The following is a 24997-nucleotide window of genomic DNA, read 5'->3' on the forward strand; positions in this document are numbered from 1 at the left end:
TTCGCTCTTGTTTTGTTTAGATGCCGAACTCTTTTTTGACCCAGTTTTCTGCTTCAGTCCAATTTTGGACACGGATGACACCATCAGGGATCGTATCACGATTATATGGAGCATCGAAAAGTAAGACAGGTATCTTTAATTCCTCATGTATACGTACTGCATTATCATGCTTATCTTCCATGAAAAGATGGACGCCATGTTTCTTAGCTGCGATTACTTTATCTGTATTTCCAACTATTTCTAGTAAATCATAAGGAAGTAAGTTGGTTTTGAACCAGAGATCTGTAACCTCTCGAGAATTTTCCTCTCGTGCAGTTATAAAGTTTAGCATTACATCATTATGCCATTTTGAAAGAATTCGCTGAGCTTCGAGCTGGACTGGAGGATTGCTGTACATATTAAGTTCTTCTTTACGATACCAGTCATAGAAAGTTTGAGCATCTATATTCAATACTTTTGTTAAATCATATTGAGTGACATCATCTAATAATAAATTTCTGTTAAATGCTTTATTAATATGGGGCAATAGAAACTCTGGAGTTGTTACGGTACCATCTATATCTATGCCAAAACTATATTTCTTCTCCATAGTCAGTTCGCCCTCCAAACAGTTAAAGTTGCACATTCGCAGCTTTTTCTGCTGCTTGTTTTTGGTAATATTCTTCGGCTAAAATGTCAATTTCTTTTTTCAATTCTTCTACCATTGTTTCTTCAGGTACTTTGCGGACTGTCTTCCCGTGGCGGAATAATAAGCCTTCTCCACGCGCACCAGCAATACCAATATCAGCTTCACGTGCTTCGCCAGGTCCGTTTACTGCACAACCAAGCACAGATACTTTAATAGGAGCTTTGATTGTTTGCAAATATTCTTCTACCTCATTTGCGATGGAAATTAAATCAATTTCAATACGTCCGCAAGTAGGGCATGAAATCAAAGTCGGTATATTTGAAGCAAGCCCGAAAGATTTTAACAATTCTCTTGCTACTTTAATTTCTTCTACAGGGTCAGCGCTCAAAGAAATACGGAGTGTATTCCCGATTCCTTTTGAAAGGATAGCACCTAAGCCAGCAGCTGACTTGATAGTTCCTGAGAATAAAGTACCTGACTCTGTAATGCCTAAATGAAGCGGATAATCGAAAGCACGAGAGGCTTTTTCATATGCTTCTATCGCTAAATTTACATCAGAAGCTTTCATGGAAACGATAATATCATGGAAATCAAGGTCTTCTAAAATTTTTATATGGTGAAGAGCACTTTCTACCATACCGTCAGCAGTAGGGTAGCCATATTTATCAATGATTTTACGTTCCAAGGATCCAGCATTTACACCTATACGGATAGGAATACCTTTTGCTTTCGCTGCATTTACAACAGCTTCAACTTTTTCTTTACGGCCAATATTGCCGGGGTTAATACGAATTTTATCAACGCCAGCTTCAATTGCTTTTAATGCTAGTTTATAGTCAAAATGTATATCCGCTACAAGCGGTATATGAATTCGTTTTTTAATATCAGCTAATGCATTCGCTGCTCGTTCATCAGGACATGCAACACGGACAATCTGGCAGCCTGCTTCTTCCAAACGCAGTATTTCTGCGACAGTCGCTTCCACATCATGCGTTTTTGTCGTTGTCATACTTTGGATGATTACTTCATTGCTTCCGCCAATTGTTAAATCACCAACACGAACTTTCCGTGTATTCGAACGGTGCGTGATTTCATTCATGAATTACTCTCTCCTTCATAGGCTATTTAAAAAGCCTTACTGTACACTATTTTAGCAGTGTTCAAAAGGAAATGACAAGAGAGAAACATTGTTTACCTAGTTTGTGCAGTTGTTGTTGGCTTTTATACGATAAGGTAGAACCACTTGTTCGTTCTCTTTGAAGCTTTGCTTTAATAGATGGGGATTGAATTTATAGACCAATTCTAGACGATCCGCGAAATTCATATCTTCTGCAGGGTACAAGGCAAATAAAGATTCCCATGTATCGCCTAACGCTACGGTAACTTTAATAGTTTGGATTTCATCTGTTTTCGTACAAACTGGCTCTGGCTGGTTTTTATAAAAATCTGCTTTAGAAACAGTACCTTCAATTAAATCTACTTTTATAAAATAAGCACAAATAATAATAATCAGTGCCGAAACTAGTATTCTCATAAAAAATCCCTCCTTATCATCTACTATATGAATAAGAGAGAGATTCAGAACTATTTTTGAGGTTGATTTGGATATTTTGACGAAGCGATAAAGACGTATAGGAGTGTCAAAAGCGCTGTAAAGATGGTCATAATATAAGTATGTATCGGCAAGAATACAGATAATGTCGCAATAATTGTTGGTAATGTGACAGCTAGGGCGGCTGTACGCCAAATATGCCGATATTCGCCGCGTTTTTTACGGATAATTAATATTACCATTCCAGCCAAAGCGTAAATACTAATCTGAAGAAAGAGCGAGAATGAATTAATAAGGAATAACAGAATAAAGCTAGCGGGGTAGATGAGCCATTTCACTTCATTAAAGAATTCCTTCAATCCATTTATTTGACTGGTTTCTATACTGCTACCTGTTACAAATTGAATAAGTGAAACAATCGTAACAAAAAGGACCAGCATTAATACATACTGTATAACTTTGCCAATGGGCAACAATCTATATGCCGCTAGCTTTTTAGGGTGGAATAGACTATCTTTGAATAACTGCCAGTGTTTAATCTTCATATTCAATACCTCCAAAATTATAGTACCATGGAAGCGATTTAGATTCGACAATGCTTGGTGAAAATGCATGGATTTTTGGACAAAGGGTATAAGTGATTGTTTCTAAGAAGGGAGTTAATTAAATGGAATTTATATCATGGACATTAGTTATTGCGAGTTTTATTGTCGCCATGGTTGGTTTGGTATACCCAATCATACCATCGGTGTTATTTATATTTTTAGGATTCATCATTCATGGCTTGTTCCATTCATTTAGTGAATTACCATGGTGGTTCTGGGTGATTGAGGTTTTGTTTACTCTTTTATTATTTGGAGCAGATACATTAGCAAATGCATTTGGTGTGAAACGATTTGGCGGAAGTGAAGCAGGAATTTGGGGGAGTACCATTGGATTGCTTGTAGGCCCATTTGTTATCCCATTTGCAGGTATATTAATCGGTCCATTTATTGGTGCTGTGTTAGCAGAGCTGATTTTTAAGAGGACTTCTTTAAAAACAGCTTTTAAAGCAGGTATCGGATCACTTGTTGGTTTTCTTACTTCCGTTTTTACAAAAGGGGTTATTCAAATCATTATGATTATCATCTTTGTGATGGTTGTATAAGTATTGAGTGAAGGCTCAGTCAAAAGGCTGAATTCTATAAAAACAAGTGTCTAATGTTTGAACAACACTCTAATTTTTGATAATCTAGATTTGTAGTAATTATTACTTAATTTCAGGGAGGACTTTTATTATGGCATTCGAATTACCAAATTTACCTTATGCATTTGATGCATTAGAACCTCATATTGACGCAAAAACAATGGAAATTCACCATGACAAGCACCACAATACTTATGTTACAGGATTAAACGATGCTTTATCCGGTAAATCTGAATTCGAAGGTAAGTCTGTAGAAGAAATCATTGCTAACCTTGATGCAGTTCCAGAAGACGTACGTACAGCAGTACGCAATAACGGTGGCGGCCATGCTAACCACTCATTATTCTGGCAATTATTATCAGCTAACGGTGGCGGCGAACCAACTGGCGAATTAAAAGAAGCAATCGACGCTAAATTCGGCAGCCTTGATGCGTTCAAAGAAAAATTCGCAGCAGCAGCTAAAACTCGTTTTGGTTCTGGCTGGGCATGGCTTGTATTATCTAATGGAGAATTAGAAATCATGTCTACTCCAAACCAAGACTCTCCAATCATGGAAGGTAAAACACCATTATTAGGCTTGGACGTTTGGGAACATGCATACTACTTAAACTATCAAAACCGTCGTCCTGATTACATTTCAGCATTCTGGAATGTTGTAAACTGGGATAAAGTTGCTGAATTATACAAAGCAGCAAAATAATTCTGTTCTAATTGGAACAAAAAACACACCTACTACGTTTATGTAGGTGTGTTTTTTTATTACATAAGCATGATAAAAACACATATCAAATGGGCTAGCAATCAATTAATAGTTTTATGTTTTTTCAAAGGAAAAATGATATACTACTAGTTGTGAATGAAACCGGAAAGGAGGATCCCGTATTCGATGCGCCAAAAAAATAAAAATCCCAAAAAGCGTTCTACTAATGTCAAGGCAAAGCAACGAGCTAGTCTTTCTTTTCGAATGAACGTACTCTTTTTCTCTATTTTTATTTTGTTCTCCATCCTAATTTTACGTTTAGGCTATATGCAAATTGTAAAAGGGGAGGATTATGTAAGAACACTAGAAAAAACAGAAGAAGTGACAGTCAATACTAGTGTGCCTCGTGGTAGGATTTATGACAGAGAAGGGCGCGTACTGGTTGATAATAAACCGAAAAATGCGATTACATATACAAAGCTTCAAACCACTACAAGTGACGAAATGCTAAAAACAGCTAAAAAACTCGCAACACTAATTAAGATGGATACAAGCAAAATCGCACTACGGGATAAACAAGATTTTTGGATTAAACTCCATAAAGAAGAAGCTTATGAAAAAGTTTCGAAACAAGAGCAAAAAGCAATCAATAAAGATGAAAAGCTAACAGGCTCTCAAAAACAAGCAAAAATTGATGATTTAGTGCGGGAGCGTATTACAAATGCAGAGCTAAAAAGCTTTTCAAAAAGTGACCTACAAGTTCTGGCAATTTATAGCAAAATGGTGGCGGGGTATAACTTATCACCTCAAATTATCAAAAGCGATGACGTAACAGACAAGGAGTTTGCGATTGTCTCTGAGCATTTGAATGAACTGCCAAACGTAAACACCGCTACAGACTGGAAGCGCATCAAAAATTCTGATTTAAGTATTCTAGGATCGACAACCTCACCTTCTGAAGGGATTCCTAAAGACAAGTTAGAGTATTATCTAGCGCGTGATTACTCCCGGAATGATCGAGTAGGTAAAAGTTATATCGAGGGAGAATACGAAGAATTACTACAAGGGCAAAAAGCCGTTGTAAAGAACGAAACGAACGGAAAAGGCCAAGTGGTCGATACCACAACGACTTTCCCTGGATCCCCTGGTAAAGACTTGGTACTTACTGTGGATAGCCAGCTACAAGAAAAACTCGAAAAATTAGTTGAAGAACAGTTGCTGAGTGCTAAAGCACAAGGAGCATCCAGTTTATTGGATAGAGCATTTCTAGTAATGATGAACCCGAATACCGGAGAAGTTCTGTCGATGGTCGGTAAAAAGATTGATACTGATGAAAATGGCAAAACAAAAGTGAACGATTATGCGATAGGTACTTTCACATCTGCTTACGAGGTAGGATCAGTTGTAAAACCGGCTACATTATTAACTGGTTATTCTTTGAATGCAATTACTCCTGGACAAACGTTGCTGGATGAACCAATTCGCATAGGACAGACAACTAAATCTTCTATTTTCAACCGAGGGGGAGCAATTTATTTAACGGATTTACAAGCTCTTGAACGTTCTTCAAACGTATATATGTTTAAAACAGCAATGAAAATAGCAGGGGTAAATTATGTACCGGGAGCAGGGTTACCGGTAAAGGCTAGCGATTTTAGCAAGATTCGTAAATCTTTCGCTCAATTCGGCCTTGGTGTAGATACTGGAATTGATTTACCTGGGGAGTTTACAGGCTTTAAAGGTCAAGAAACAATTCCAGGGAAATTGTTGGACTTAGTTATTGGCCAATATGATACATTTACACCGCTTCAATTGGCACAGTATGTTTCTACAATTGCTAATGGTGGTAAGAGAATTCAACCACATCTGGCGAAAGAAATCCGTGAGCCTTCGGTTGACGGCAAAAAGTTAGGTCCTTTAGTTGAAGAATTCCAACCAAAAGTGCTAAATGTAATCCGTAATTCACCATATGAAATAGACCATGTCAAACAAGGGATGCATCTTGTGTATTTTGGCAGACAAGGCTCTGCAGCATCGGACTTTTCAGGCGTCGATTTTGATGCAGCAGGGAAAACTGGTACAGCCGAAGTTGTGTATTATGGTCCTAAAAGGGCTTCGTATGGCTCACAAACACTAACTGTAACGCATATTGGATTTGCTCCATATAAAAATCCTGAAATTGCCTATGCAGTTGTGGTGCCATGGATTACGACTTCAGATAGATACCCACATATAAATAACATTATTGCACGTAAAGCTGTCGAAACGTATTTCTCTTTGCAAAAAGACCATATGCAAAAACAAAAACAGTCGACCAAAGAAAAAATTACAAAACCGAAAAATACTGAGTCAGAAAATGAGTAAACAAAAAGCACAGCTTATAGCTGTGCTTTTTTACATGCCATTTACATTATCTAAATATTCTATTACATTCCCTTTATACTAGCTTAACAATCTATCGATATAGTAGATAGTGTAAGGAATAACTATTTTCTACGGGAGGCAATACGGATGAAAAAAGCAAAAAACTTAGTGGCAGCAACTATGATTGGATCAGCTCTATTACTGGGAGCCTGCGGTCAAGGAGACGGAAAATCAAAGTCCTCAGAAGCCGAGCAAACAGCCAAAGCCGATGAAGTAGCAGAAAGCAATATTTCGGGTGATGGTTCTTCTACTGTAGCGCCTATTTTAGAAGGAATCGTAGAAGAATATTCAGCATCGCATCCGAAGACTCAAGTATCAGTCGGTGTGTCTGGAACAGGTGGAGGGTTTGAAAAGTTCATAAATGGAGAAACAGATTTTTCAAATGCTTCTCGACCAGTAAAAGATGAGGAAGCAGCTAAGTTAAAAGAAGCAGGAATCGACTATACAGAAATGAAGATTGCATATGATGGCATTTCGATAGTCGTGAATAAAGATAATGATTGGGTTGAAGATCTTACTGTAGATCAGTTAAAAGAAATCTGGACAGAAAACGGTAAAAATAAAAAATGGTCAGATATCAATCCAAAATGGCCAAAAGAAAAAATTTCATTCTACTCTCCTGGTACAGATTCTGGAACATATGACTACTTTGTAAATGATATTTTAGAAGGAAAAGATCTCGTTAAAAATGCAACATTATCAGAAGATGATAATGTTTTAGTCAAGGGTGTAGAATCCGATAAAAATGGAATTGGCTATTTTGGATTTGCCTATTATCTTGCGAATAAAGACCAATTGAAAGTGGTGAAAATCGGTGGTATTGAACCTACACACGAAACTATCAAATCCGGTACCTATACGCCACTATCCCGCCCATTGTTCGTGTATGTGAAAAATAAATCAGTTAAAGAAAATGCATCTATGTACAATTTTATGAAATACACAATAGAAAATGCAGGCGAAATGGCTGAGGCAGTAGGCTATGTAAAAACGCCAGATGAAGACTATAAAAAAGATTTAGAATCACTGGAAGGTCTAAAATAAGAGTTTAAAAAGGAGCGCTTGAATTGGCTACTAAAAAGCTAGAAGAGAAAACAGTACAGGAGTTGATTGAGCAGTCTCAGAATCAAAGCTCACATTTGACTGAAAAATTAATGCCTAAGCTTTTATTTATAGCAGCATTGGTATCTGTACTGACCACAATAGGCATCATATTGACGTTGGTAGTAGAAACAGGTGAATTTTTCACGAGGGTAAGTGTCTGGGAATATCTTTTTGGAAAGGAATGGTTTCCTTTCTCCAGCACTGACCCTACATACGGCATCTGGCCATTATTAATGGGCACTTTAAAGGTCACGGGAATCGCTATAATCGTAGCGACTCCTCTGGGCCTTGCGATTGCCATCTATTTAAGCGAATATGCTAGCGACAAAATTCGACAGGTGATTAAACCGATATTAGAAATTTTAGCGGGTATTCCGACGATTGTTTATGGATTCTTTGCACTTACATTCGTCACTCCATTACTCCAACATATCGTACCATCGCTTAAAATATTTAATGCACTTAGTCCGGGAATTGTGATTGGCATAATGATTTTACCTATGATTGCATCTCTTTCAGAAGATGCCATGTCTCAAGTTCCCAATTCACTAAGGGAAGGCGCCTTGGCATTAGGGTCTACAAGGCTTGAAGTTGCTTTAAAAGTTGTATTACCTGCAGCATTATCTGGCATACTTTCGTCAGTTGTACTTGCTGTATCTAGAGCTATTGGTGAAACGATGATCGTCTCGCTCGCTGGGGGATCAACACCTAAGTTCGATATGCAAGTTACAGATTCTATTCAAACGATGACGGCATATATCGTGCAGGTAGCAAGTGGCGATGCGGGTTACGGTACGACCATTTATTATTCAATCTATGCAATTGGATTTACGCTATTCTTCTTTACTTTCCTAATGAACATAGCGGCACAGTTTTTATCTAAGCGATTTAGGGAGGGATATTGATGAACCTCATCAACCAGAAAGAAATATTGCCTAGAATCCAAAGCAGGGTAAACCTAAATCGATTTGTAAAAGGTATTTTTCTAGTAGCGACCTTACTTGTTTTAGCTGTTCTCGCGTTATTATTATTTCGTCTGATTAGCCAAGGAGCGGGACATTTATCACTTGATTTCCTGGGGAATTATTCCTCTCGTTTTGCTGCCAAAGCTGGTATCAAAGCTGCTTTGGTTGGTTCAATATTGTTAATGTTAGTGGTTGCTCCAGTGACTCTTATTATAGGCGTAGCTACTGCCATCTACTTAGAGGAATATGCACCAAAGACCAAACTGACAAATCTTATTGTAATTAATATTTCAAATTTAGCAGGAGTTCCTTCTATTATATTTGGACTTCTTGGCTTAACAGTTTTTGTACGGGGACTAATGCTAGGGAAAAGTGTTTTAGCAGCAGGATTAACGATGAGTTTACTCGTACTACCTGTTATTATCGTCTCTTCACAAGAAGCAATCAGAGGTGTACCAAGTGATCTAAGGGAAGCTTCCTATGGAATGGGAGCTGCCAAATGGAAAACAATTTTACATGTTGTGTTACCAGCAGCCATTCCTGGCATTGCAACAGGATGCATCCTGGCTCTTTCAAGAGCAGTTGGTGAAACGGCACCACTTGTTATTTTAGGTATTCCTGTAATTGTGTATTTTTTGCCAACTGGTTTATTGAGTGAATTTACCGCGCTGCCTATGCAGATATTCGATTGGGCAAAAAGGCCTCAACCTGAATTTCAAACGGTAGCAGCAGCAGGAATTGTTGTACTAATGGTATTTTTACTTCTATTGAATTCACTAGCTGTCTATATCCGTTATAAATATCAAAAACGCTATTAAGGGTGGTAAGCAAATGTTACATGTCCAAGTTAGAGAACCAGAGAAGCGAAAAGTAGAAGGTTCCAAGATTATACAAATAGAAAAGCCGAGAGAAATCTTTCAAACCAACCATTTGAATGTTTGGTACGGAGAACAGCATGCTCTGAAAGACATTAATCTTTCCATTAAAGAAAAAGAAGTGACAGCCATCATCGGACCCTCAGGCTGCGGAAAATCAACTTATCTTAAAACTTTGAATCGAATGGTTGAATTAGCTTCGAATGTTCGTATTACAGGTGATATCCTTTATAAAGAGGAAAATATTCTACACAAAAAATATACTGTAGAACGCTTGAGAACGAAAGTAGGAATGGTATTTCAAAAACCAAATCCATTTCCTAAATCAATTTATGAAAATGTAGCGTACGGTCCAAGAATTCATGGAATAAAAAATAAAAAAATGCTAGACGAAATCGTTGAAAATAGTCTAAGAAAAGCTGCGCTTTGGGATGATGTTAAAGACCGCTTGCAACATCATGCATATGGTTTGTCAGGAGGACAGCAGCAAAGGCTTTGCATTGCAAGATGTCTTGCGATAGAACCTGATGTGATTCTGATGGATGAACCGACTTCTGCGCTTGATCCGATTTCTACTTTGAAAGTAGAGGAATTAATTCAGACATTAAAACAGAACTATTCTATTATTATTGTGACGCACAATATGCAGCAAGCAGCACGTATTTCAGATAAGACTGCTTTCTTCTTGCACGGTGAGATGATAGAGTGCAGCCAAACCAATAAGTTATTTTCATCTCCTGCTGATAGAAGAACCGGCGACTATATTTCTGGGAGATTCGGATAATGGCTTGCTTACAGAAAAATCGAAAACAAAAAGATGCGGAAGAAGGTCTGTGCTCTTATCCGCATCTTTTTTTATTTTTTTCGAGTTATGATATTTAATATTTCTTGATTGGACATATCTGAAGTTAGCTTATAGTCACCGATTTGAATATTTTTAGATGCATCTTTATCAGCCATGAACCGTTCAAATGCACGTTCATCTTTAATGATGCCGCCTCTTTTTATAGATTGGCTAACATCCTCGCTGTCCATTCCTCGATTGATAACTAATGTATAGGAATGAATTTTTTTTGCAGCAGAATCATTTTTCAGCTGATTGTAATCAGTTTGAATTTTTGCCAGTTGTTCTTTGGCTTCAGCGGCTTCTTTTTGTAGTGAGACCAGCTTATCTTTTTGTATTTTCACTATATTTCCTTTAGAAGAGCTAGCTGCAATCCGGTCGCTGCTGGGCTTTTCTGTGAATTCATCGTATAAAAACATGGCACTACCAGCGATGAAAAGTCCAAGGCCAAATGAACGAAGAGTTGATTTTCTCATAAACGTCCACCTCGTGAAGTGATCACTGCATGGACTTGTTCCTGTGTAAGAGAAGAACGCTGGCTAATTTCGGGCACTGTATAGCCTTGCTGATGTAATGCGAGTACTTGGCTAATGAGAATTTGATGGATATTATTTATGTTCGTTTTCTCACGGCGTGGGTGCGGATCCTGTTTTATAGTTTTAGTTTTTAGCAGAGGGGAATCCATCATTAACTCCTCTTCTACTGCTTTTATACGATGCTTTAATTGGTTAGTTTCTTGATAAAACTGAAGAGAAAGCTCTTCCACTTCGTTTTCTAATTTTTGGGGGTGGTTGCCGATAAAAAAAGATGCAATAAAAACAACTGTTCCTACAATTATGAAGAGTACAGGTAGATTCATTCGTTCACCTTCGACCTTTTTAAATTTGCTCAATTTATTGTAACATATGGACAAGTATTTAGAAATGACAGTAGATTTTTTTGCAATCTGTGATATAATAAGTTAGTCGTATAAATCATGCTCACAAAGTTTTATTCTTTATATAGAGTGGGAGGGATAACAATGCGCGTTAATATTACATTAGCTTGCACTGAATGTGGTGAACGTAACTACATCTCAAAGAAAAACAAACGTAACAATCCAGAACGTCTTGAATTAAAAAAATATTGTTCTCGTGATCACAAAATGACACTTCACCGTGAAACAAAATAATGCTCATTGCCAAAACCTCCAGTGGTTTTGGCATTTTCAATTTTAAAGGGGTGGCGAAATGGATAAAAAAGATCTTCGAAATGCAATGCAACTGCAATTGAAACAACTTGCTGCTGATACATATAAAGAAAAATCCGCCATTATACATAGCAAACTTTTGGATGAATCTGCAATTAAAGATGCGTCTGTTATCGGGATTACTTTATCTAATTTTCCCGAAGTTGATACTTGGCCACTTATTGAGGAGCTATGGGCTAGAGGTAGGTCAGTTGCAGTACCTAAATGTCATCCCAAGACAAGAGAGATGACATTTTATGAAATTACATCATTTGATCAAGTTGAAATAGGTTACAGCAGGATTTCAGAACCCATACCAAATCGCACAAAAGTAGTAAAAAAAGAAGAAATTCAATGCTTAATTGTGCCGGGGCTTGCATATGATAAAGATGGTTTTAGACTTGGCTTTGGCGGTGGTTATTATGACCGATACTTGTCGAATTATAGAGGTTCAACAATTTCTTTAGCATTTCAATTGCAGGTGGTTGAAAAAATCCCGCGAGATGATTATGATTTATCTATTGGAAAAATTATTACAGAACGTGAAATAATTCTCGTGGAGCAGAAATGAAAGGGGGCAATCAACCCTTGGAGACAGTATACGATGTTATGCAGCTTTTAAAACGTTTTGGAACTTTTGTTTATACAAAAAACCGTGTTGGCGATTTGCAGCTGATGGAAATAGATTTAGTAGAGCTCTATAAAGGTGGTTTAATCGAAGTGCAAGATTTTCAATCTGCACGCCATATTTTAAGGACTGAAACGAAAAAACTGGAAAGTAAAAGGTACAGTTAATTTTCGTTTGTAATAAAAGTCCTTTTACAGTTGGGTATTAAATCCAATTTTTGTGAATAAAATTGAAACCTTTTCAGGGTTTAAATCGTTAATTAATGGGTAGTACACAGTATGGGAAATTATTCTGTAACAAAAATGTTGCGTTCCTGTAAAAAAAGGATTAGTATATATTTTGTTTCTTTCAGACTGTGAACAAAAGAATAAGAAAGAAAGTAGGAGGATATTAAGCATGAAACTCAAAAAGCTTCCTAAACATACGATATTAGTGATAGCCATTGTCACTACTTGGATCAAGACCTATATCACATATAAAACGAGCTTTGATATGAAGATTGAAAATGCTATGCAAGAATTAATATTGTTGATTAACCCGCTTGCATTTTTATTATTTATATATGGTATTTCATTGTTCTTCAAGACGGCAAAGGTACGGAATCGATATTTAATTACAATTAGCGCTATTTTATCCATTGTAGTATATGGTAATGTAGCATTCTATCGCTTCTTTAACGACTTTATTACATTGCCGGTTCTATTCCAAACAAATAACTTCGGAGATTTAGGTAATTCAGCAGCTTCTTCAATCTACTGGTATGATATTTTCTTCTTTACAGATTTCATTTTATTAATACTAGCAGTTAAGTTGTTGCCAATTGCAAAAGAAGCAACAGTTGTAAGACCAAACTTGCGCAGAACTTACTTTGTTTTGTCTTTTGCGATGCTTTTCTTAAATTTAGGATTAGCAGAAACAGAAAGACCTCAACTACTAACACGTAGTTTTGACCGTGAACTATTAGTTAAAAACATGGGAACATACAACTATCACTTATATGATATTTTTGTGCAATCAAAATCACATGCTCAACGAGCTCTTGCAGACGGCAGTGAGTTGACAGAAGTAACAAATTACGTGAAATCAAATCAAGCTGATAATAATAAGAAAACATTTGGCGTAGCTAAAAAACGTAATGTGATTATTATTTCTCTTGAATCAACTCAAAACTTTGTTATAAATAAGAAAGTGAATGGCCAAGTCATTACACCTTTCCTTAACAAATTATCTAAAGACAAGGATACATTCTACTTCGATAACTTCTATCATCAAACTGGGCTTGGTAAAACATCTGATGCAGAATTTATTGTTGAAAACTCCTTATACGGTACTGGACGTGGCGCAGTCTTCTTTACAAATAGCGGCAATACGTTCAATTCAATGGCAGAACGATTAAATGGGAACGGTTATTATACATCTGTTCTGCATGCTAACAATAAAAGTTTCTGGAACCGTGATATGATGTATCAAGCTTTAAATATTAAACATTTTTATGATGTAGATTCATACAATGTTACAGATGACAATTCAGCTAACTGGGGCTTAAAAGATATTCCATTCATGGATCAATCAGTTAAGATTATGAAAACAATGCCACAACCGTTCTATACACGGATGCTTACATTGTCTAATCACTATCCATTCACTTCAGATGAAGAAGATCAAATGATTGAACCGTATACATCTAGTGACAATACAGTAAACCGTTATTTCCAAACTGTCCGCTATACGGATGAATCTATTAAAGAATTGTTTAAGCAATTGAAAGCATCAGGCCTATATGATAACTCAGTTATTGTCATGTATGGTGACCACTATGGTATTTCTGAAAACCATAATAAAGCGATGGCTCAGTATTTAGGAAAAGATTCAATTACACCGTTTGATTCTGCTCAGCTTCAAAAAGTGCCTTTCTTTATCCATATTCCTCATTCAGGAATTGGTAAACCAATGCACGAGGTAGCTGGTCAATTAGATATTCGTCCAACTGTTTTACACTTACTAGGTGTTGACACATCTAACGATTTACAATTGGGTGCAGATTTATTCTCTAAAGATCACAAAGACTTTGTGACATTCAGAGATGGCCGATTTGTAACAGACAAATTGTTATATGCAGGGGAAGTGTGCTATGACAAGAAAACTGGAGAAAAAACAGATGCAGAGAAATGTGATCCTTATATTGAGCAAGCAAACAAAAAACTAGAGTACTCTGATCAGATTATTAATGGCGATTTACTTCGTTTCTATGATTCAAAAACAGGGAAAGCTACTGTTAAGAAAGAAAAAGAATAGTGTGAAAAGCCGTACTGTCTAAAGATGACAGTGCGGCTTTTAAAATGGTTTTGTCAGCAGATGCAAAAAAAGGCTGTCCTTTAATAGGACAACCTTTTTTTGTTTGTTGATTAATGTAGGCTTGGCGGGAAACCTTGATGTAGGATCGTCATGAAAACGAACCAACCAAAAACAGCAAATGCTGCAAAGTTAAAGATGATGCCAAGAATAGCTTTTTCTTTAATGCTTTGGATTGTGCCAATAAGCCCAAAAATTGCTACTAGGCCAAAAATAACCATTAATAAGTTCAAGTTAGACACTCCTTTCGACATCAGAAAATGAATGTCGCAAACAATATTCCTTCTCTATTGTAAAGCTATTTTTAGTTTTTGTCGAGAACAAAAAGTGACGGATATTTGAACAAGCTTAAAAATTTCTAAAGAATAAGGCTTTGGTTCTCGCAAGAAATGATTTATCATGGATATAGAGGTGATTGAAATGTTAAATATACGAACTTTTCCGCTTGGCCCCATTCAGGCCAATTGCTATGTTGTAAACAACAATAATAAAGAATGTTTGGTGATTGATCCAGGAGGAGACGGAGAAGCATTTGTTAGAAAGTTACGATCGTTAGGTCTTAAGCCTAAAGCCATACTCTTAACACATGCCCATTTTGACCATATTGGGGGTGTAGAGGATGTGAGACAAGCTTTCGAAATACCAGTATATTTGCATAAAGCAGAGGCTCATTGGTTACAGGACCCAGCATACAACGGTTCTGGTAGATATGCTGAAATTCCAGATGTGACGGTGAATGCTGCTGACCATTTGATTGATAAGGAGCAAACCTTAGAGCTTTTTGACTTTAAGATGGATATTTTCCATACGCCCGGACATTCGCCTGGCAGTATTTCCTTTTACTTCCCAGAAGATCGGTTTGCGATTGTAGGAGATACTTTATTTGAAGGTAGTATTGGCCGTACAGATTTAGAGGGAGGAAATCAAGAACTATTGCTTAAATCTATCCATGATCATTTATTAAATTTGGATGAGGATACTATTATTTATCCTGGTCATGGTGAACCCACTCGAGTGGATATTGAAACTGAACAGAATCCTTTTTTAAATGGTTTTTAAGTTCTAATGAATTGTATTAATGTTAAAGCTTACTAAGCACCATTCACCATATCTACAGTTTTGTAAAAAGAAAAGAAGCAATATTTGGCTTAACAAAAGTTAAATATTGTTTCTTTTTATATTTTAAAGGATAATCTGTAGCCCTTAAATGAAAGATACTTCTTATAATCGTGATTAAAAGGAAAAGACTAGTAGATTATAGAATTAATACTAATAGAGATATTAATAATCATACGGAGGAGGTAAGCTTATGACATTGACGTTAAGTCAATCATCTAGTGAAGAATTAAATGGTATTGCGGAATTCATTGCAAGAATGAATTGTATTCCTGAAAACCACATCGGTTATTGCGGAAAAAATGCAGAGGAAATCATGAGTACATGGAAGAAAGATTTTACAGATGTGCCTGCAGAGAATGCATTTATATCAGCTTTAGATGAAAACAATATAATAGGAGTTTGCGGTTTTGATGCAGATAATGAAAGAAAAACTGTGGATATATGGGGACCTTTTATAAAGAGTAATGATGCATTAGAGACTTCAAGTATATTACTAGAAGCTGTTACACTTTTTCCTGACATTCGCAATAGACTAGTAATAGATACAGGGAAGTATTTGGGTTTTAAACCAGTTAGTAAACAAACAATTTTAACATGTAAAAACCAAACTTTAAAGGCAAAAAAGACTCAGTCTGTTAGTAAGTTGCCAGCATCTCACAATGAAGCATTCATTAATCTGCATAATTCAACTTTTCCAAGTTCATATTTATCCGGTGAGGAGATATTGCAAGGATTAAATGATGAAGCGGCAGTTTTCGGAGTAATTGAAGAAGGCAATTTGATAGGTTATCTATATGCAGAAGCTAATCCTACATATTCTGAAGGTAGTATTGAATTTTTTGGTGTAGATGCCAATGCCCGCGGTAAGGGAATAGGTACAACTCTTTTAACAGGAGGGTTGCAATGGCTGTTTTCGTTTCCCTCTATCAAAGAAATCTCTCTTTGTGTTCGATCAGATAATGAACATGCGATCCACATGTATAAGAAAATTGGATTTCAAGTAGAACATAATCTGATCTTGTTACAAAAAGATAAATAATTTCAGAAAAACGAAAATTCATAATTCAAGAAAAAAAGCTAATTGAGGTGAAACTATGCATATTTTAAAAGAGAGGGAGAAGTTTAAGCTAATCAAGCCAATAATGAAAGGATGGTCTACCGACAAAAAATACTTTGTTGAAAACGACCTGAATCAAAAAATGTTGCTTCGGATTGCAGAAATTTCTCTATATGATGAGAAGGTTAAGGAATTTGAAGCAATGAAACACCTCACAGAATGTAAAGTTCCCGTGTCAAATCCAATTAAAATAGGAATATGCGACGATGGAAAAAGCGTATATTCACTTTTTAATTGGTGCGAGGGAGAGGATGCCGAAATCGCGCTAAAAAGTATGACGGAAATAGAGCAATACAGACTTGGTAAGGATGCGGGGCGAATATTGAAGGAGATTCATCGAATACCAGCGCCGGAAAGCCAAGAGGAGTGGAAAGCTCGATTTTCGCGTAAAGCAGATAGCAAGATAAAAATGTACCAAGACTGTGGTCTGAAAATAAAAGGTGGGGAAAAGATAATTTCCTATATCCAAAATAACAAACATCTTTTAGAAGGAAGGACTCAATGTTTTCAACACGGTGATTACCATGTAGGAAATATGATAATTTCATCTAAAGGAGAGCTAAGCATTATTGATTTTAATCGCAATGATTATGGTGATCCCTGGGAAGAGTTTAACCGAATTGTGTGGAGTGCTACGATTAGTCCTCACTTTGCTACAGGACAGCTTAATGGCTATTTCAACGGAAGGCCGCCAATAGACTTTTTCAAACTCTTGGTTTTTTATATTTGTAGTAACATGCTTTCTTCCATTCCATGGGCTATCCCCTTCGGAGAAGACCAAGTAACTATTATGAAAAACTAAGCAAAAGATGTGCTCACTTGGTTCAACGGAATGGATGACCCTATTCCAACCTGGTATTTAGAAGATTATTATATATAAGTAACTGAATAGTAAAAAAGTGTTTTTATAAAAAGCAAAAGAGCTATCAATATTAGTAAGATCTAATATCAATAGCTCTTTATTACATATCGTCTGTTTCTTATTCCATGCCAGGAACGTGAATGAATGTAGTCCAATAAGTAAATCCAGCAAAGAATACAGTTAAATATGCTCCGAAAATGTACATATACATGCGTTCTGTAAGGTTTAAGAAGCCTAATAGAAGGAAAAACCCTGTGTTAGCTACGAATAATAGCGAAACCTCTTTCATACCACCTAAATAAAACATAACTGCGAAAATACCTGTCCAGAAGCCAAGCACCTTATACATATTATCCATGTACGATTCCCTCCTTTTCGACGACACAATAATCTCATACTCATTATAAATGATTGAATTTTGCCTGTAAACTGCAAGATGTAAAGACTTTGTGACAATGAAGTGTAAATTCCATTAACATTATGAAAAATTATATATTTATTTGATAAGTACAGTATTCACAGTTTTGCATCATACTTTTTACTTGCACAAAATCGCTTACATTAAACAATGCATCAAATTGGCCTTTCAAATAAGATTCATGTAATGCACAAACAAGTCTTGCATTATGCTTGATTTCAGTGTGGAAAGGACAGTTATAAATAGCAAAAGACAGGGTTTTCCCAGCAGGGGTTTCTTTGATCATTGGGATATATCCAATTAATGCAGCTGTATCAGTTAAAATTTCCAGCTTTTCTTCAAAAGTTAAGTGGGTTATTTCTTTTCGCTGTTTTAGAATGGTTGCTTCAATCTCATTTCGTCCTTTTTTATAACAAATCTTTTGGCCGACAATATAAGCTTCCTCGCCGAATTCTCCTAAAATGTCGATTGCCCAATCTAGTAGCTCTTCATTATTTCGCTTTGGGAAAGATAACGAAATACCATTTTCTAAAGCTTTATAACGCCGTCCTGGACGTCCGCCCTTTCCTGTTTTTTCATATTCTGCGCTAATGACATCTATTTCTGTTAGTTTCGTTAAATGGAGTCGCGCAACATTTGGATGAATATGAAAATGGTCGGCAATCTCTTGCACGGAGAAAGGCTTCTTCTCTTGCAACATATATTGATAAATTGAAAAACGAGTTTCATCTGATAAAGTGCTAGTCACTTTCAGTGGATTATGATTAATCAAAAACAGCCACCTCCTATAAGAATACTACCATTATAAAGCAATTATGGAATAGTGACAGTAGATTTCACGAGATTTATTAAAACACTTATGGAGATACTTGTTCTATACAACGAGTTATATATTACATACTGATAGAAAGAGATAATTATATCGAAAAATTCAGAAATATAGCTTTCCAAATCTAATAGATTACTTGTATAATAGTGATAACAGGTAAAGAGCGGTCCTTGCTTGTTGGTTGAAGAGGAGGTAAAATGCTTTTTTCTGACACAGAAACTGTTGTTGAACAGAAGACAATGCAATTATTAAAAAAGGCGATGGAATTTAACGCTACAGATTTACATCTATTGCCTACAACTGATCGCTATGAAATTTATTTCCGCAAATACGGAAAACTTGTCCCTATAAGCGGGCTTCCCCTAGATATAGGAGATCGTTTGATTTCTTACTTAAAATTTTTATCCTCATTAGATATTAGTGAAAAACGTAAACCCCAAAGCGGCTCATTCGAGCATATTTTCAATGATCAAAATGTTTCTTTTCGTGTATCGACGCTTCCTTCCGTATTTATGAGAGAAAGCCTCGTCATACGTTTAATGCTTCAAAATCGAACAGTGCCAATTACTGAATTAAGCATGTTCTGTGAATCGGCCAAAGACTTAATACGACTGGTAGAACAGCCACAAGGTATCTTGCTGATGACTGGACCAACTGGAAGCGGAAAATCGACAACACTCTATTCTTTAATCAATCATCTTTCTAATATGCATCAAAAACATATTATTTCACTTGAAGATCCCGTTGAAAACAACCAGTCCCATCTTTTGCAGATACAGGTGAATGAACGAGCAGGGGTCACATATTCTGTAGGCTTAAAAGCTATTTTACGCCATTCTCCAGATGTCATTATGATTGGCGAAATCCGGGATCGTGAAACAGCGCACATAGCCATTGAAGCTGTTTTGACAGGCCATTTGGTCGTGTCGACCATTCATAGTAAGGATACCGTTGGCTGTTTATACCGTTTATTGGATTTAGGGATTTCATTGGAAGAATTAAAGCAGACAGTCATCGGTATTGTAGCTCAGAGACTTGTTCCCTTGCAGGAGTCCAAAAAGTTAACAGCTATTTTTGAGATTTTATCTGACAAATACCTAGACCAATCCTTTAAAGCAATTGAAAATAAAATTAGTTACGAGCTTCCTTTTGAAAAAACGCTAGAAGGACAGATTGAAAAGGGGGTTCAATTTGGTGCAATCGCCTCCCAACATTCTACAAAGAAAATGGATTAATTTTTTTTTGCTAAAGCGAAAAATCCATTTAAGGGATTCAGCGCAATTACTAAAAAAGATGAGCGTTTTGTTAGAAGAGGGTTTTACATTTTCAGATTCGCTTTTTATGCTGCTACCTCATCATCTAAAAAAGGATACAGACGGTGAGGTTAAGATAAGAGCACAGCTACGAAATGGCTCATCTATGACTGACGTACTTTGTCTTTTAGGCTATCCTAAAATTTATTTAATGACCATTCTAGTTTCAGAAGAACACGGTAAAACTATCCAAGCTTTAAAAACAGTGGCAAATCAGCTAGAGAAAAAGGAGCAAAATAGAGAACGGCTACAGAAATTGCTTGTCTATCCTGCTGTGCTGTTTGTTTTTTTAATCCTGCTCTTTTTCGCATTTCGAACTTATTTTCTGCCTAACATGTCTTTTATGATGGCAAACCAATCTTCCGAAACAAGTTTCGATTTAACATTATCCAAGCTGTTTTTACACTTGCCAGATTTCTTTATAGTATTAGGTATTTCATTTATATCAATGTTGATCCTTTTCCTCATTTGGTTGAAAAAGAAAAGGGTAACAAGTCAAATTCTATTTTTATTAAAAATTCCTTATATTAACAAACACTTTAAATTACAGATTACGCGGCAGATCTCTTATGAATTAGGCGGTCTTATTCAAAGTGGAATGTCAATGCAAGCAGCCTTAGAGTTATTGAAAACCCAAACATTACAGCCTTATTTAGCCAAGGTAGCGGAGATTCTTCAAAAAAGGATAGTTTATGGTGAGTCATTGTCAACTGCGATTCAACAAGAACCATACTTTTATAAAGGTTTTTATGCGCATGTGCTTCATGGTGAACAAGGTGGCAACTTAGGGAGAGAGCTGCAAATCTATAGTGAGTTTTTAATTGAACGGACAGAAAATACTATTCAGCGAAGCTTAGCATTCGTCCAACCACTTTTGTTTGTTGTAATTGCACTTTGCATTTTAGGCGCGTATCTTGCGATTTTATTGCCGATGTATAAAATGATGGATTTAGTCTAGAAAGGAAGAAAGGTATGCGGAAAGAGCATTTTCAGAAAGGTTTTACGCTTATAGAAATGTTAATTGTGCTGTTTATCATCTCGATACTCATATTGATTGCTATTCCTAATGTAACAAAACATTTCGCAACAGTTGATAAAAAAGGCTGCGATGCGTATGTCAAAATGGTGCAAGGCCAAGTAGAAGCCTATCGAATCGACCATGGCAATTATCCAAGTTCCACAACTGAATTAGAAACAAATGAATATTTAAAACAAACGGATTCTAAAGCTTGTGAAAGCAAGAAGTTAACTATCACGGATGGTAAAGTTGAAATTTCTAAATAGACCTGTAAATAGTCAAGGGGGCTTTACTTTCATCGAAATGTTGTTGGTCTTGGCCATTACGATGCTCATATCATTGATTGGTATTACTTTGGGCAAAAGTCACTTGGATCGACAATTAGAGGACCGTTTCATTAAACAATTGAAAGCAGATATTGAGCTAACTCAAGCCTTGTCTTTCCGTTATCAAGATTATGCTACTCTCACTATTGTGCAAGGGCTCAATGAAGTAAGAATCAAGGTGCCAGCGCATGGCAATAAGGATTATCTAGTAAGGAAATATCCAACGAACATTCAATTACTTCCATACAGTACTATTCAATCAGTTACTTATACAAAAGAGTTAACAGTACAAAAATCAGGTACTATGTACTTTTCTATTAATAATAGGATCGTCAAATTAACTGTTTATTTAGGTGAAGGAAGGGTGCAAATTGAACAATGAAAACGGTCATTCATTGCCGGAATCATTATTAACTCTTGTAATAGTCTTTATAATTTTTGGTACATTATTGCCTTTTTACTATCAATTAGAGACATCGCTTTATAAAAAGAAATTGAGCCTGCATGCGGCAGAAGCAGCATTGTATGCAGCTGGAAATATTGTTCGATTTCAAAAGTACCAAGGAAATGTAGAAATTGATGATGTCATCTACCATTGGAAAGGGGATGAAACCTCCATTTGTATTCGTTATTCGGGCATAAAAGAAGAACAGCTATGTGTAGAGACAAATACTTAAATAATAATCAAAGGGGATTTACCATTCTGGATACCATGCTACAGCTTATAATATTAATGATGTTTGCTCAATTTTTTCTACTCTTTTTTGTATGGTATGGGCATAAAAAGAGTGGCATATTAAGTGATAATGAATTGCAATATGAAATGTTCGTCTATCAACTTTCAAAAGAACTTATACATGCTAAAGAGTTCTCTTTAAGCGAAAAATATACAGCTCTTTATTCGTCGAATCGAGGAATTATTGGCATAAAGTCTGTTGGTTCGGATATTCGAAGAGTGGGGGGATATCAACCTTTGTTATTTGGACTTCAATATGCGGAATTTGAATATGCTGATTCTATCTTTGAAACGACTATTACGTTTAAAAGCGGAAGTGAGAGGAGAAGAAAATTTATTGTCCCGAATCAGGAATGAACAAGGTTTCTTGCTGCTAACAGCTATGATTTTTTTATTCTTCATCACTAACATGATGTTAGCTGTAGCGGCATCATATGAATCGCATTATCGCTCGTATGATGAATTAAAAATTGCCTATTTAAATCAAACAAAGTCTATCCTGCTCTCGTTTGAAAGGGAATAAGAATCATGACATAAAATAATTGACTTCTATACCATTCTTTTTAGCAATTTCCTTTTAAGTTTAAAAATCACCATTTCTCTTTCATAACTATTTTTTTCAGCATTAATTGGAAATAAAGATATGCTTCTGAGCGTATCATCACCCATTTTGTTCTTTTATGTAATGTTGTCAAAAAATAAAGGTGATTGGAATCGACAAGTGTTCATGCTACTATAATTAAAAGTGAACTTTTGGTATAGGGCATTCGCTAGTCGAAGAAGGTGAAAAAATGAAAAAAGTATATCTTGTCGGATTTATGGGTAGCGGGAAAAGTGCGATTGGCAGAAGACTTAGTTATTTTCTACGAATGCCTTACTATGATATGGACAAGGAGATTATTAGGCGAGAAGGGTTAACTATTCCGGAAATATTTGAACAAAAGGGTGAAGTCTATTTTCGCCAAAAAGAAACGCAATTCCTGAAAGAATTTCGTGATGAATTTTGTATAATTGCAACAGGTGGCGGAGTTTCTATCAGTGAGGAAAATCGAAAAATCATGCGGCAAACAGGATTGGTTTTATTTTTGGACGCAGCTTTTTCTGATATCTGGAAAAGAGTACATCGAGATAAAAATAGGCCCATCGTACAAAAGTCGACAAAAGAAGAATTAGAAGAGCTTTATTTAAAAAGGCGAAAATATTACCTAAATGCTGCACATATAACGGTACGAACTGAAGGTAGGTCTTTAAGACAGATTGTGGACTATGCCGCGTTCCAAATTAACCGATTAAAAGGCGATCACATTGGTGTGGAGAAAGCGTGGAGTTCTCCTCAAACAATCTTTAGAAAATGATTGCCAGAATTGATTATTCAATGGTAGGATATATTCAAGCAATTGTGTTATACAACATTGGAAGAGTACCAATATAAAAAGCGGATGATTGTGCGGGGAGAGAACATGTTTTTAGTGTCGCCGAAGGAGCAAGTAGGTATCTATGAATCTCTCAGGCAAAAAGACTCGTACGGGACGCAACTCTGGAGAGAGCTAATTTTAGCCACCAAAGAGGCCAGCCTTTATGGTTAAACTTTCAGGTGAACAGGACAGAGAAACCTTTATAGGGGTTTCTCTGTCTTTTTTATGGATAAGGGGGATGACATTGGAAACGACTTTAAAACACACGCCATTATTTGAATCTTATGCAAAGTACGGTGGTAAAACAATTGATTTTGGTGGATGGAACTTGCCGGTGCAGTTTTCTTCTATAAAGGAAGAACATGAAGCAGTTCGAACAAAAGCAGGGCTTTTTGATGTGTCGCATATGGGCGAAATTTTCGTTGAAGGTTCAGAAAGTTTAGCGTATTTACAAAAGCTTATGACAAACGATGTTTCAAAAATTGCAATAGACGGTACGCAATATACGACGATGTGCTATGAAAATGGTGGAGTAGTAGATGATTTATTGATTTATAGATTGGCAGAGAACAATTATTTACTTGTTGTCAATGCAGCAAATATCGAAAAAGACTACGAATGGCTTTTGAAGCATGAGTCTGGAGATGTAAAAATTACTAATCAATCAGACGAAATTGGCCAACTGGCACTTCAAGGACCACTAGCAGAAGAAGTATTGCAACAATTAACAGATGTTGATTTGTCGACTATCAAACCATTCCACCTCAAACAACATGTGGAAGTAGCTGGATTTGATACATTAGTCTCTCGCACAGGTTACACAGGGGAAGATGGATTTGAGATTTATGGAGCAAATGACGCGATTGTAGAATTATGGGATAAGATTTTAGAAGCTGGGAAAGAAAAAGGCGTTTTGCCATGTGGATTAGGTTCACGTGACACATTGCGTTTTGAAGCTTGCCTACCGCTATATGGTCAAGAGTTGTCTAATACGATTTCTCCGCTTGAAACAGGTATTAACTTCGTTGTGAAAATCAATAAAGATAGCGATTTTATAGGGAAATCTGTTTTAGCTGATCAAAAAGCTAATGGTGTTCCTAGAAAATTAGTTGGTATTGAAATGATCGACAAAGGCATTCCGCGTCACGGATATAAAGTGTTTGTCGGGGATTTAGAAGTTGGCGAAGTTACTACTGGTACACAACAGCCTTTGACGAAAAGAAATATTGGGCTAGCGCTTATTAAAAGTGAATACGCTGAATTGGACCAAGAGGTGGAAGTTGAAATTCGCAATAAACGCGTAAAAGCGAAGACAGTTGCAACTCCATTTTATAAAAGATTAAAAAAATAACGAAAAG

32 protein-coding genes and 2 riboswitches are annotated in these 24997 nt (G+C 36.3%); of the genes, 23 read left to right on the forward strand and 9 right to left on the reverse strand.

Annotation, left to right across the window (positions count from 1 at the left end; translation table 11 throughout):
- Positions 1-16 precede the first annotated feature (16 nt).
- From AC6CHJ_RS05720 to AC6CHJ_RS05735, 4 genes are all read right to left on the reverse strand, one after another.
- A complete protein-coding gene (locus AC6CHJ_RS05720) occupies positions 17-589 on the reverse strand; it encodes a 5' nucleotidase, NT5C type (RefSeq protein ID WP_147193678.1) in 573 nt (190 codons plus the stop codon).
- A gap of 22 nt (positions 590-611) precedes the next feature.
- Positions 612-1727, reverse strand: a complete 1116-nt coding sequence (gene ispG, locus AC6CHJ_RS05725; protein ID WP_147193676.1) for a flavodoxin-dependent (E)-4-hydroxy-3-methylbut-2-enyl-diphosphate synthase — start codon at positions 1725-1727, stop codon at positions 612-614.
- Between the two features lie 96 nt (positions 1728-1823).
- A complete protein-coding gene (yqfZ, locus tag AC6CHJ_RS05730) occupies positions 1824-2162 on the reverse strand; it encodes a protein YqfZ (protein ID WP_066786537.1) in 339 nt (112 codons plus the stop codon).
- Between the two features lie 50 nt (positions 2163-2212).
- Positions 2213-2725, reverse strand: coding sequence for a DUF1189 family protein (locus AC6CHJ_RS05735; protein WP_221297932.1), 513 nt, complete (start codon positions 2723-2725; stop codon positions 2213-2215).
- Between the two features lie 122 nt (positions 2726-2847).
- On the opposite strand from AC6CHJ_RS05735, the gene AC6CHJ_RS05740 reads away from it, so the two are divergent.
- From AC6CHJ_RS05740 to pstB, 7 genes are all read left to right on the forward strand, one after another.
- The gene (locus tag AC6CHJ_RS05740) at positions 2848-3327 is read left to right on the forward strand and encodes a DUF456 domain-containing protein (RefSeq protein WP_147193674.1); all 480 of its coding nucleotides are present in this window, start codon (positions 2848-2850) and stop codon (positions 3325-3327) included.
- A gap of 130 nt (positions 3328-3457) precedes the next feature.
- On the forward strand, positions 3458-4066 hold the full coding sequence (locus AC6CHJ_RS05745; protein WP_392994315.1) for a superoxide dismutase: 609 nt from the start codon (positions 3458-3460) through the stop codon (positions 4064-4066).
- A gap of 186 nt (positions 4067-4252) precedes the next feature.
- Positions 4253-6430 carry a peptidoglycan D,D-transpeptidase FtsI family protein gene (locus AC6CHJ_RS05750; RefSeq protein ID WP_498287629.1) on the forward strand — a complete coding sequence of 726 codons (2178 nt, stop codon included), beginning with the start codon at positions 4253-4255 and terminating at the stop codon, positions 6428-6430.
- 147 nt (positions 6431-6577) lie between these two features.
- Positions 6578-7534: a PstS family phosphate ABC transporter substrate-binding protein gene (locus AC6CHJ_RS05755; protein ID WP_150284102.1), complete on the forward strand. Its 957-nt coding sequence runs from the start codon at positions 6578-6580 to the stop codon at positions 7532-7534.
- 23 nt (positions 7535-7557) lie between these two features.
- The gene (gene pstC, locus AC6CHJ_RS05760) at positions 7558-8499 is read left to right on the forward strand and encodes a phosphate ABC transporter permease subunit PstC (protein ID WP_498287631.1); all 942 of its coding nucleotides are present in this window, start codon (positions 7558-7560) and stop codon (positions 8497-8499) included.
- Positions 8499-9377 (forward strand): phosphate ABC transporter permease PstA, encoded by an 879-nt coding sequence (gene pstA / locus AC6CHJ_RS05765; RefSeq protein ID WP_498287633.1) that lies wholly within the window; start codon positions 8499-8501, stop codon positions 9375-9377. The genes pstC and pstA overlap by 1 nt, the downstream gene beginning before the upstream one ends.
- 13 nt (positions 9378-9390) lie before the next feature.
- Positions 9391-10218: a phosphate ABC transporter ATP-binding protein PstB gene (gene pstB / locus AC6CHJ_RS05770; protein ID WP_498287635.1), complete on the forward strand. Its 828-nt coding sequence runs from the start codon at positions 9391-9393 to the stop codon at positions 10216-10218.
- Between the two features lie 71 nt (positions 10219-10289).
- Here pstB and AC6CHJ_RS05775 read toward each other — a convergent pair whose 3' ends face one another.
- Both AC6CHJ_RS05775 and AC6CHJ_RS05780 read right to left on the reverse strand, forming a co-directional pair.
- Positions 10290-10754, reverse strand: coding sequence for an endolytic transglycosylase MltG (locus AC6CHJ_RS05775; protein ID WP_249775832.1), 465 nt, complete (start codon positions 10752-10754; stop codon positions 10290-10292).
- A complete protein-coding gene (locus AC6CHJ_RS05780) occupies positions 10751-11137 on the reverse strand; it encodes a hypothetical protein (protein WP_249775833.1) in 387 nt (128 codons plus the stop codon). The genes AC6CHJ_RS05775 and AC6CHJ_RS05780 overlap by 4 nt, the downstream gene beginning before the upstream one ends.
- Before the next feature lie 162 nt (positions 11138-11299).
- Here AC6CHJ_RS05780 and rpmG point away from each other — a divergent pair, with 162 nt between their 5' ends.
- The 4 genes from rpmG (at position 11300) to AC6CHJ_RS05800 (ending at position 14429) form a co-directional block, all read left to right on the forward strand.
- Entirely contained in the window at positions 11300-11449 is a 150-nt protein-coding gene (gene rpmG, locus AC6CHJ_RS05785; RefSeq protein ID WP_066786565.1) for a 50S ribosomal protein L33, read from the forward strand.
- A 58-nt stretch (positions 11450-11507) separates the two neighbouring features.
- Positions 11508-12077: a 5-formyltetrahydrofolate cyclo-ligase gene (locus AC6CHJ_RS05790; protein WP_147193657.1), complete on the forward strand. Its 570-nt coding sequence runs from the start codon at positions 11508-11510 to the stop codon at positions 12075-12077.
- Between the two features lie 17 nt (positions 12078-12094).
- Positions 12095-12301: a YqgQ family protein gene (locus tag AC6CHJ_RS05795; RefSeq protein WP_498287637.1), complete on the forward strand. Its 207-nt coding sequence runs from the start codon at positions 12095-12097 to the stop codon at positions 12299-12301.
- A 229-nt stretch (positions 12302-12530) separates the two neighbouring features.
- On the forward strand, positions 12531-14429 hold the full coding sequence (locus AC6CHJ_RS05800; RefSeq protein WP_498287639.1) for an LTA synthase family protein: 1899 nt from the start codon (positions 12531-12533) through the stop codon (positions 14427-14429).
- Between the two features lie 110 nt (positions 14430-14539).
- Here AC6CHJ_RS05800 and AC6CHJ_RS05805 read toward each other — a convergent pair whose 3' ends face one another.
- Positions 14540-14719, reverse strand: coding sequence for a DUF2759 domain-containing protein (locus AC6CHJ_RS05805; RefSeq protein WP_066786576.1), 180 nt, complete (start codon positions 14717-14719; stop codon positions 14540-14542).
- A 187-nt stretch (positions 14720-14906) separates the two neighbouring features.
- On the opposite strand from AC6CHJ_RS05805, the gene AC6CHJ_RS05810 reads away from it, so the two are divergent.
- From AC6CHJ_RS05810 to AC6CHJ_RS05820, 3 genes are all read left to right on the forward strand, one after another.
- A complete protein-coding gene (locus tag AC6CHJ_RS05810; RefSeq protein ID WP_498287641.1) occupies positions 14907-15545 on the forward strand; it encodes an MBL fold metallo-hydrolase in 639 nt (212 codons plus the stop codon).
- Positions 15546-15795: 250 nt separating this feature from the next.
- Entirely contained in the window at positions 15796-16644 is an 849-nt protein-coding gene (locus AC6CHJ_RS05815) for a GNAT family N-acetyltransferase (RefSeq protein WP_498287643.1), read from the forward strand.
- Positions 16645-16699: 55 nt separating this feature from the next.
- On the forward strand, positions 16700-17524 hold the full coding sequence (locus tag AC6CHJ_RS05820; RefSeq protein WP_498287645.1) for an aminoglycoside phosphotransferase family protein: 825 nt from the start codon (positions 16700-16702) through the stop codon (positions 17522-17524).
- A gap of 178 nt (positions 17525-17702) precedes the next feature.
- On the opposite strand, the gene AC6CHJ_RS05825 is transcribed toward AC6CHJ_RS05820, so the two are convergent.
- Together AC6CHJ_RS05825 and AC6CHJ_RS05830 are read right to left on the reverse strand one after the other, a co-directional pair.
- Positions 17703-17942 carry a DUF2626 family protein gene (locus AC6CHJ_RS05825; RefSeq protein ID WP_066786585.1) on the reverse strand — a complete coding sequence of 80 codons (240 nt, stop codon included), beginning with the start codon at positions 17940-17942 and terminating at the stop codon, positions 17703-17705.
- A 130-nt stretch (positions 17943-18072) separates the two neighbouring features.
- Positions 18073-18774: a helix-turn-helix transcriptional regulator gene (locus AC6CHJ_RS05830; RefSeq protein WP_498287647.1), complete on the reverse strand. Its 702-nt coding sequence runs from the start codon at positions 18772-18774 to the stop codon at positions 18073-18075.
- Between the two features lie 254 nt (positions 18775-19028).
- Between AC6CHJ_RS05830 and comGA the strand changes: the two genes are divergently transcribed.
- The 9 genes from comGA to gcvT all read left to right on the forward strand — a co-directional run bounded on the left by comGA (position 19029) and on the right by gcvT (position 24990).
- Positions 19029-20066, forward strand: coding sequence for a competence type IV pilus ATPase ComGA (comGA, locus tag AC6CHJ_RS05835; RefSeq protein WP_498287649.1), 1038 nt, complete (start codon positions 19029-19031; stop codon positions 20064-20066).
- A gap of 7 nt (positions 20067-20073) precedes the next feature.
- Complete coding sequence (comGB, locus tag AC6CHJ_RS05840) at positions 20074-21102, forward strand: competence type IV pilus assembly protein ComGB (protein ID WP_498287651.1); 1029 nt, start codon at positions 20074-20076, stop codon at positions 21100-21102.
- A gap of 14 nt (positions 21103-21116) precedes the next feature.
- A complete protein-coding gene (gene comGC, locus AC6CHJ_RS05845; protein ID WP_147193645.1) occupies positions 21117-21428 on the forward strand; it encodes a competence type IV pilus major pilin ComGC in 312 nt (103 codons plus the stop codon).
- Positions 21412-21870, forward strand: coding sequence for a competence type IV pilus minor pilin ComGD (gene comGD / locus AC6CHJ_RS05850; RefSeq protein WP_249775840.1), 459 nt, complete (start codon positions 21412-21414; stop codon positions 21868-21870). The genes comGC and comGD overlap by 17 nt, the downstream gene beginning before the upstream one ends.
- On the forward strand, positions 21860-22165 hold the full coding sequence (locus AC6CHJ_RS05855; protein ID WP_147193641.1) for a hypothetical protein: 306 nt from the start codon (positions 21860-21862) through the stop codon (positions 22163-22165). Before comGD ends, AC6CHJ_RS05855 begins: the two co-directional genes overlap by 11 nt.
- Positions 22144-22581 carry a competence type IV pilus minor pilin ComGF gene (locus AC6CHJ_RS05860; protein WP_392994286.1) on the forward strand — a complete coding sequence of 146 codons (438 nt, stop codon included), beginning with the start codon at positions 22144-22146 and terminating at the stop codon, positions 22579-22581. Before AC6CHJ_RS05855 ends, AC6CHJ_RS05860 begins: the two co-directional genes overlap by 22 nt.
- On the forward strand, positions 22562-22747 hold the full coding sequence (locus AC6CHJ_RS05865; RefSeq protein WP_147193637.1) for a hypothetical protein: 186 nt from the start codon (positions 22562-22564) through the stop codon (positions 22745-22747). The genes AC6CHJ_RS05860 and AC6CHJ_RS05865 overlap by 20 nt, the downstream gene beginning before the upstream one ends.
- 268 nt (positions 22748-23015) lie before the next feature.
- Entirely contained in the window at positions 23016-23579 is a 564-nt protein-coding gene (locus AC6CHJ_RS05870; RefSeq protein WP_147193635.1) for a shikimate kinase, read from the forward strand.
- A gap of 84 nt (positions 23580-23663) precedes the next feature.
- A riboswitch (glycine riboswitch) is annotated at positions 23664-23756 on the forward strand.
- A gap of 3 nt (positions 23757-23759) precedes the next feature.
- Positions 23760-23833: riboswitch (glycine riboswitch) on the forward strand.
- Positions 23834-23877: 44 nt separating this feature from the next.
- Complete coding sequence (gcvT, locus tag AC6CHJ_RS05875; RefSeq protein WP_147193633.1) at positions 23878-24990, forward strand: glycine cleavage system aminomethyltransferase GcvT; 1113 nt, start codon at positions 23878-23880, stop codon at positions 24988-24990.
- Positions 24991-24997: the final 7 nt, after the last annotated feature.

This window comes from Rummeliibacillus sp. GQ308 (assembly GCF_059759115.1).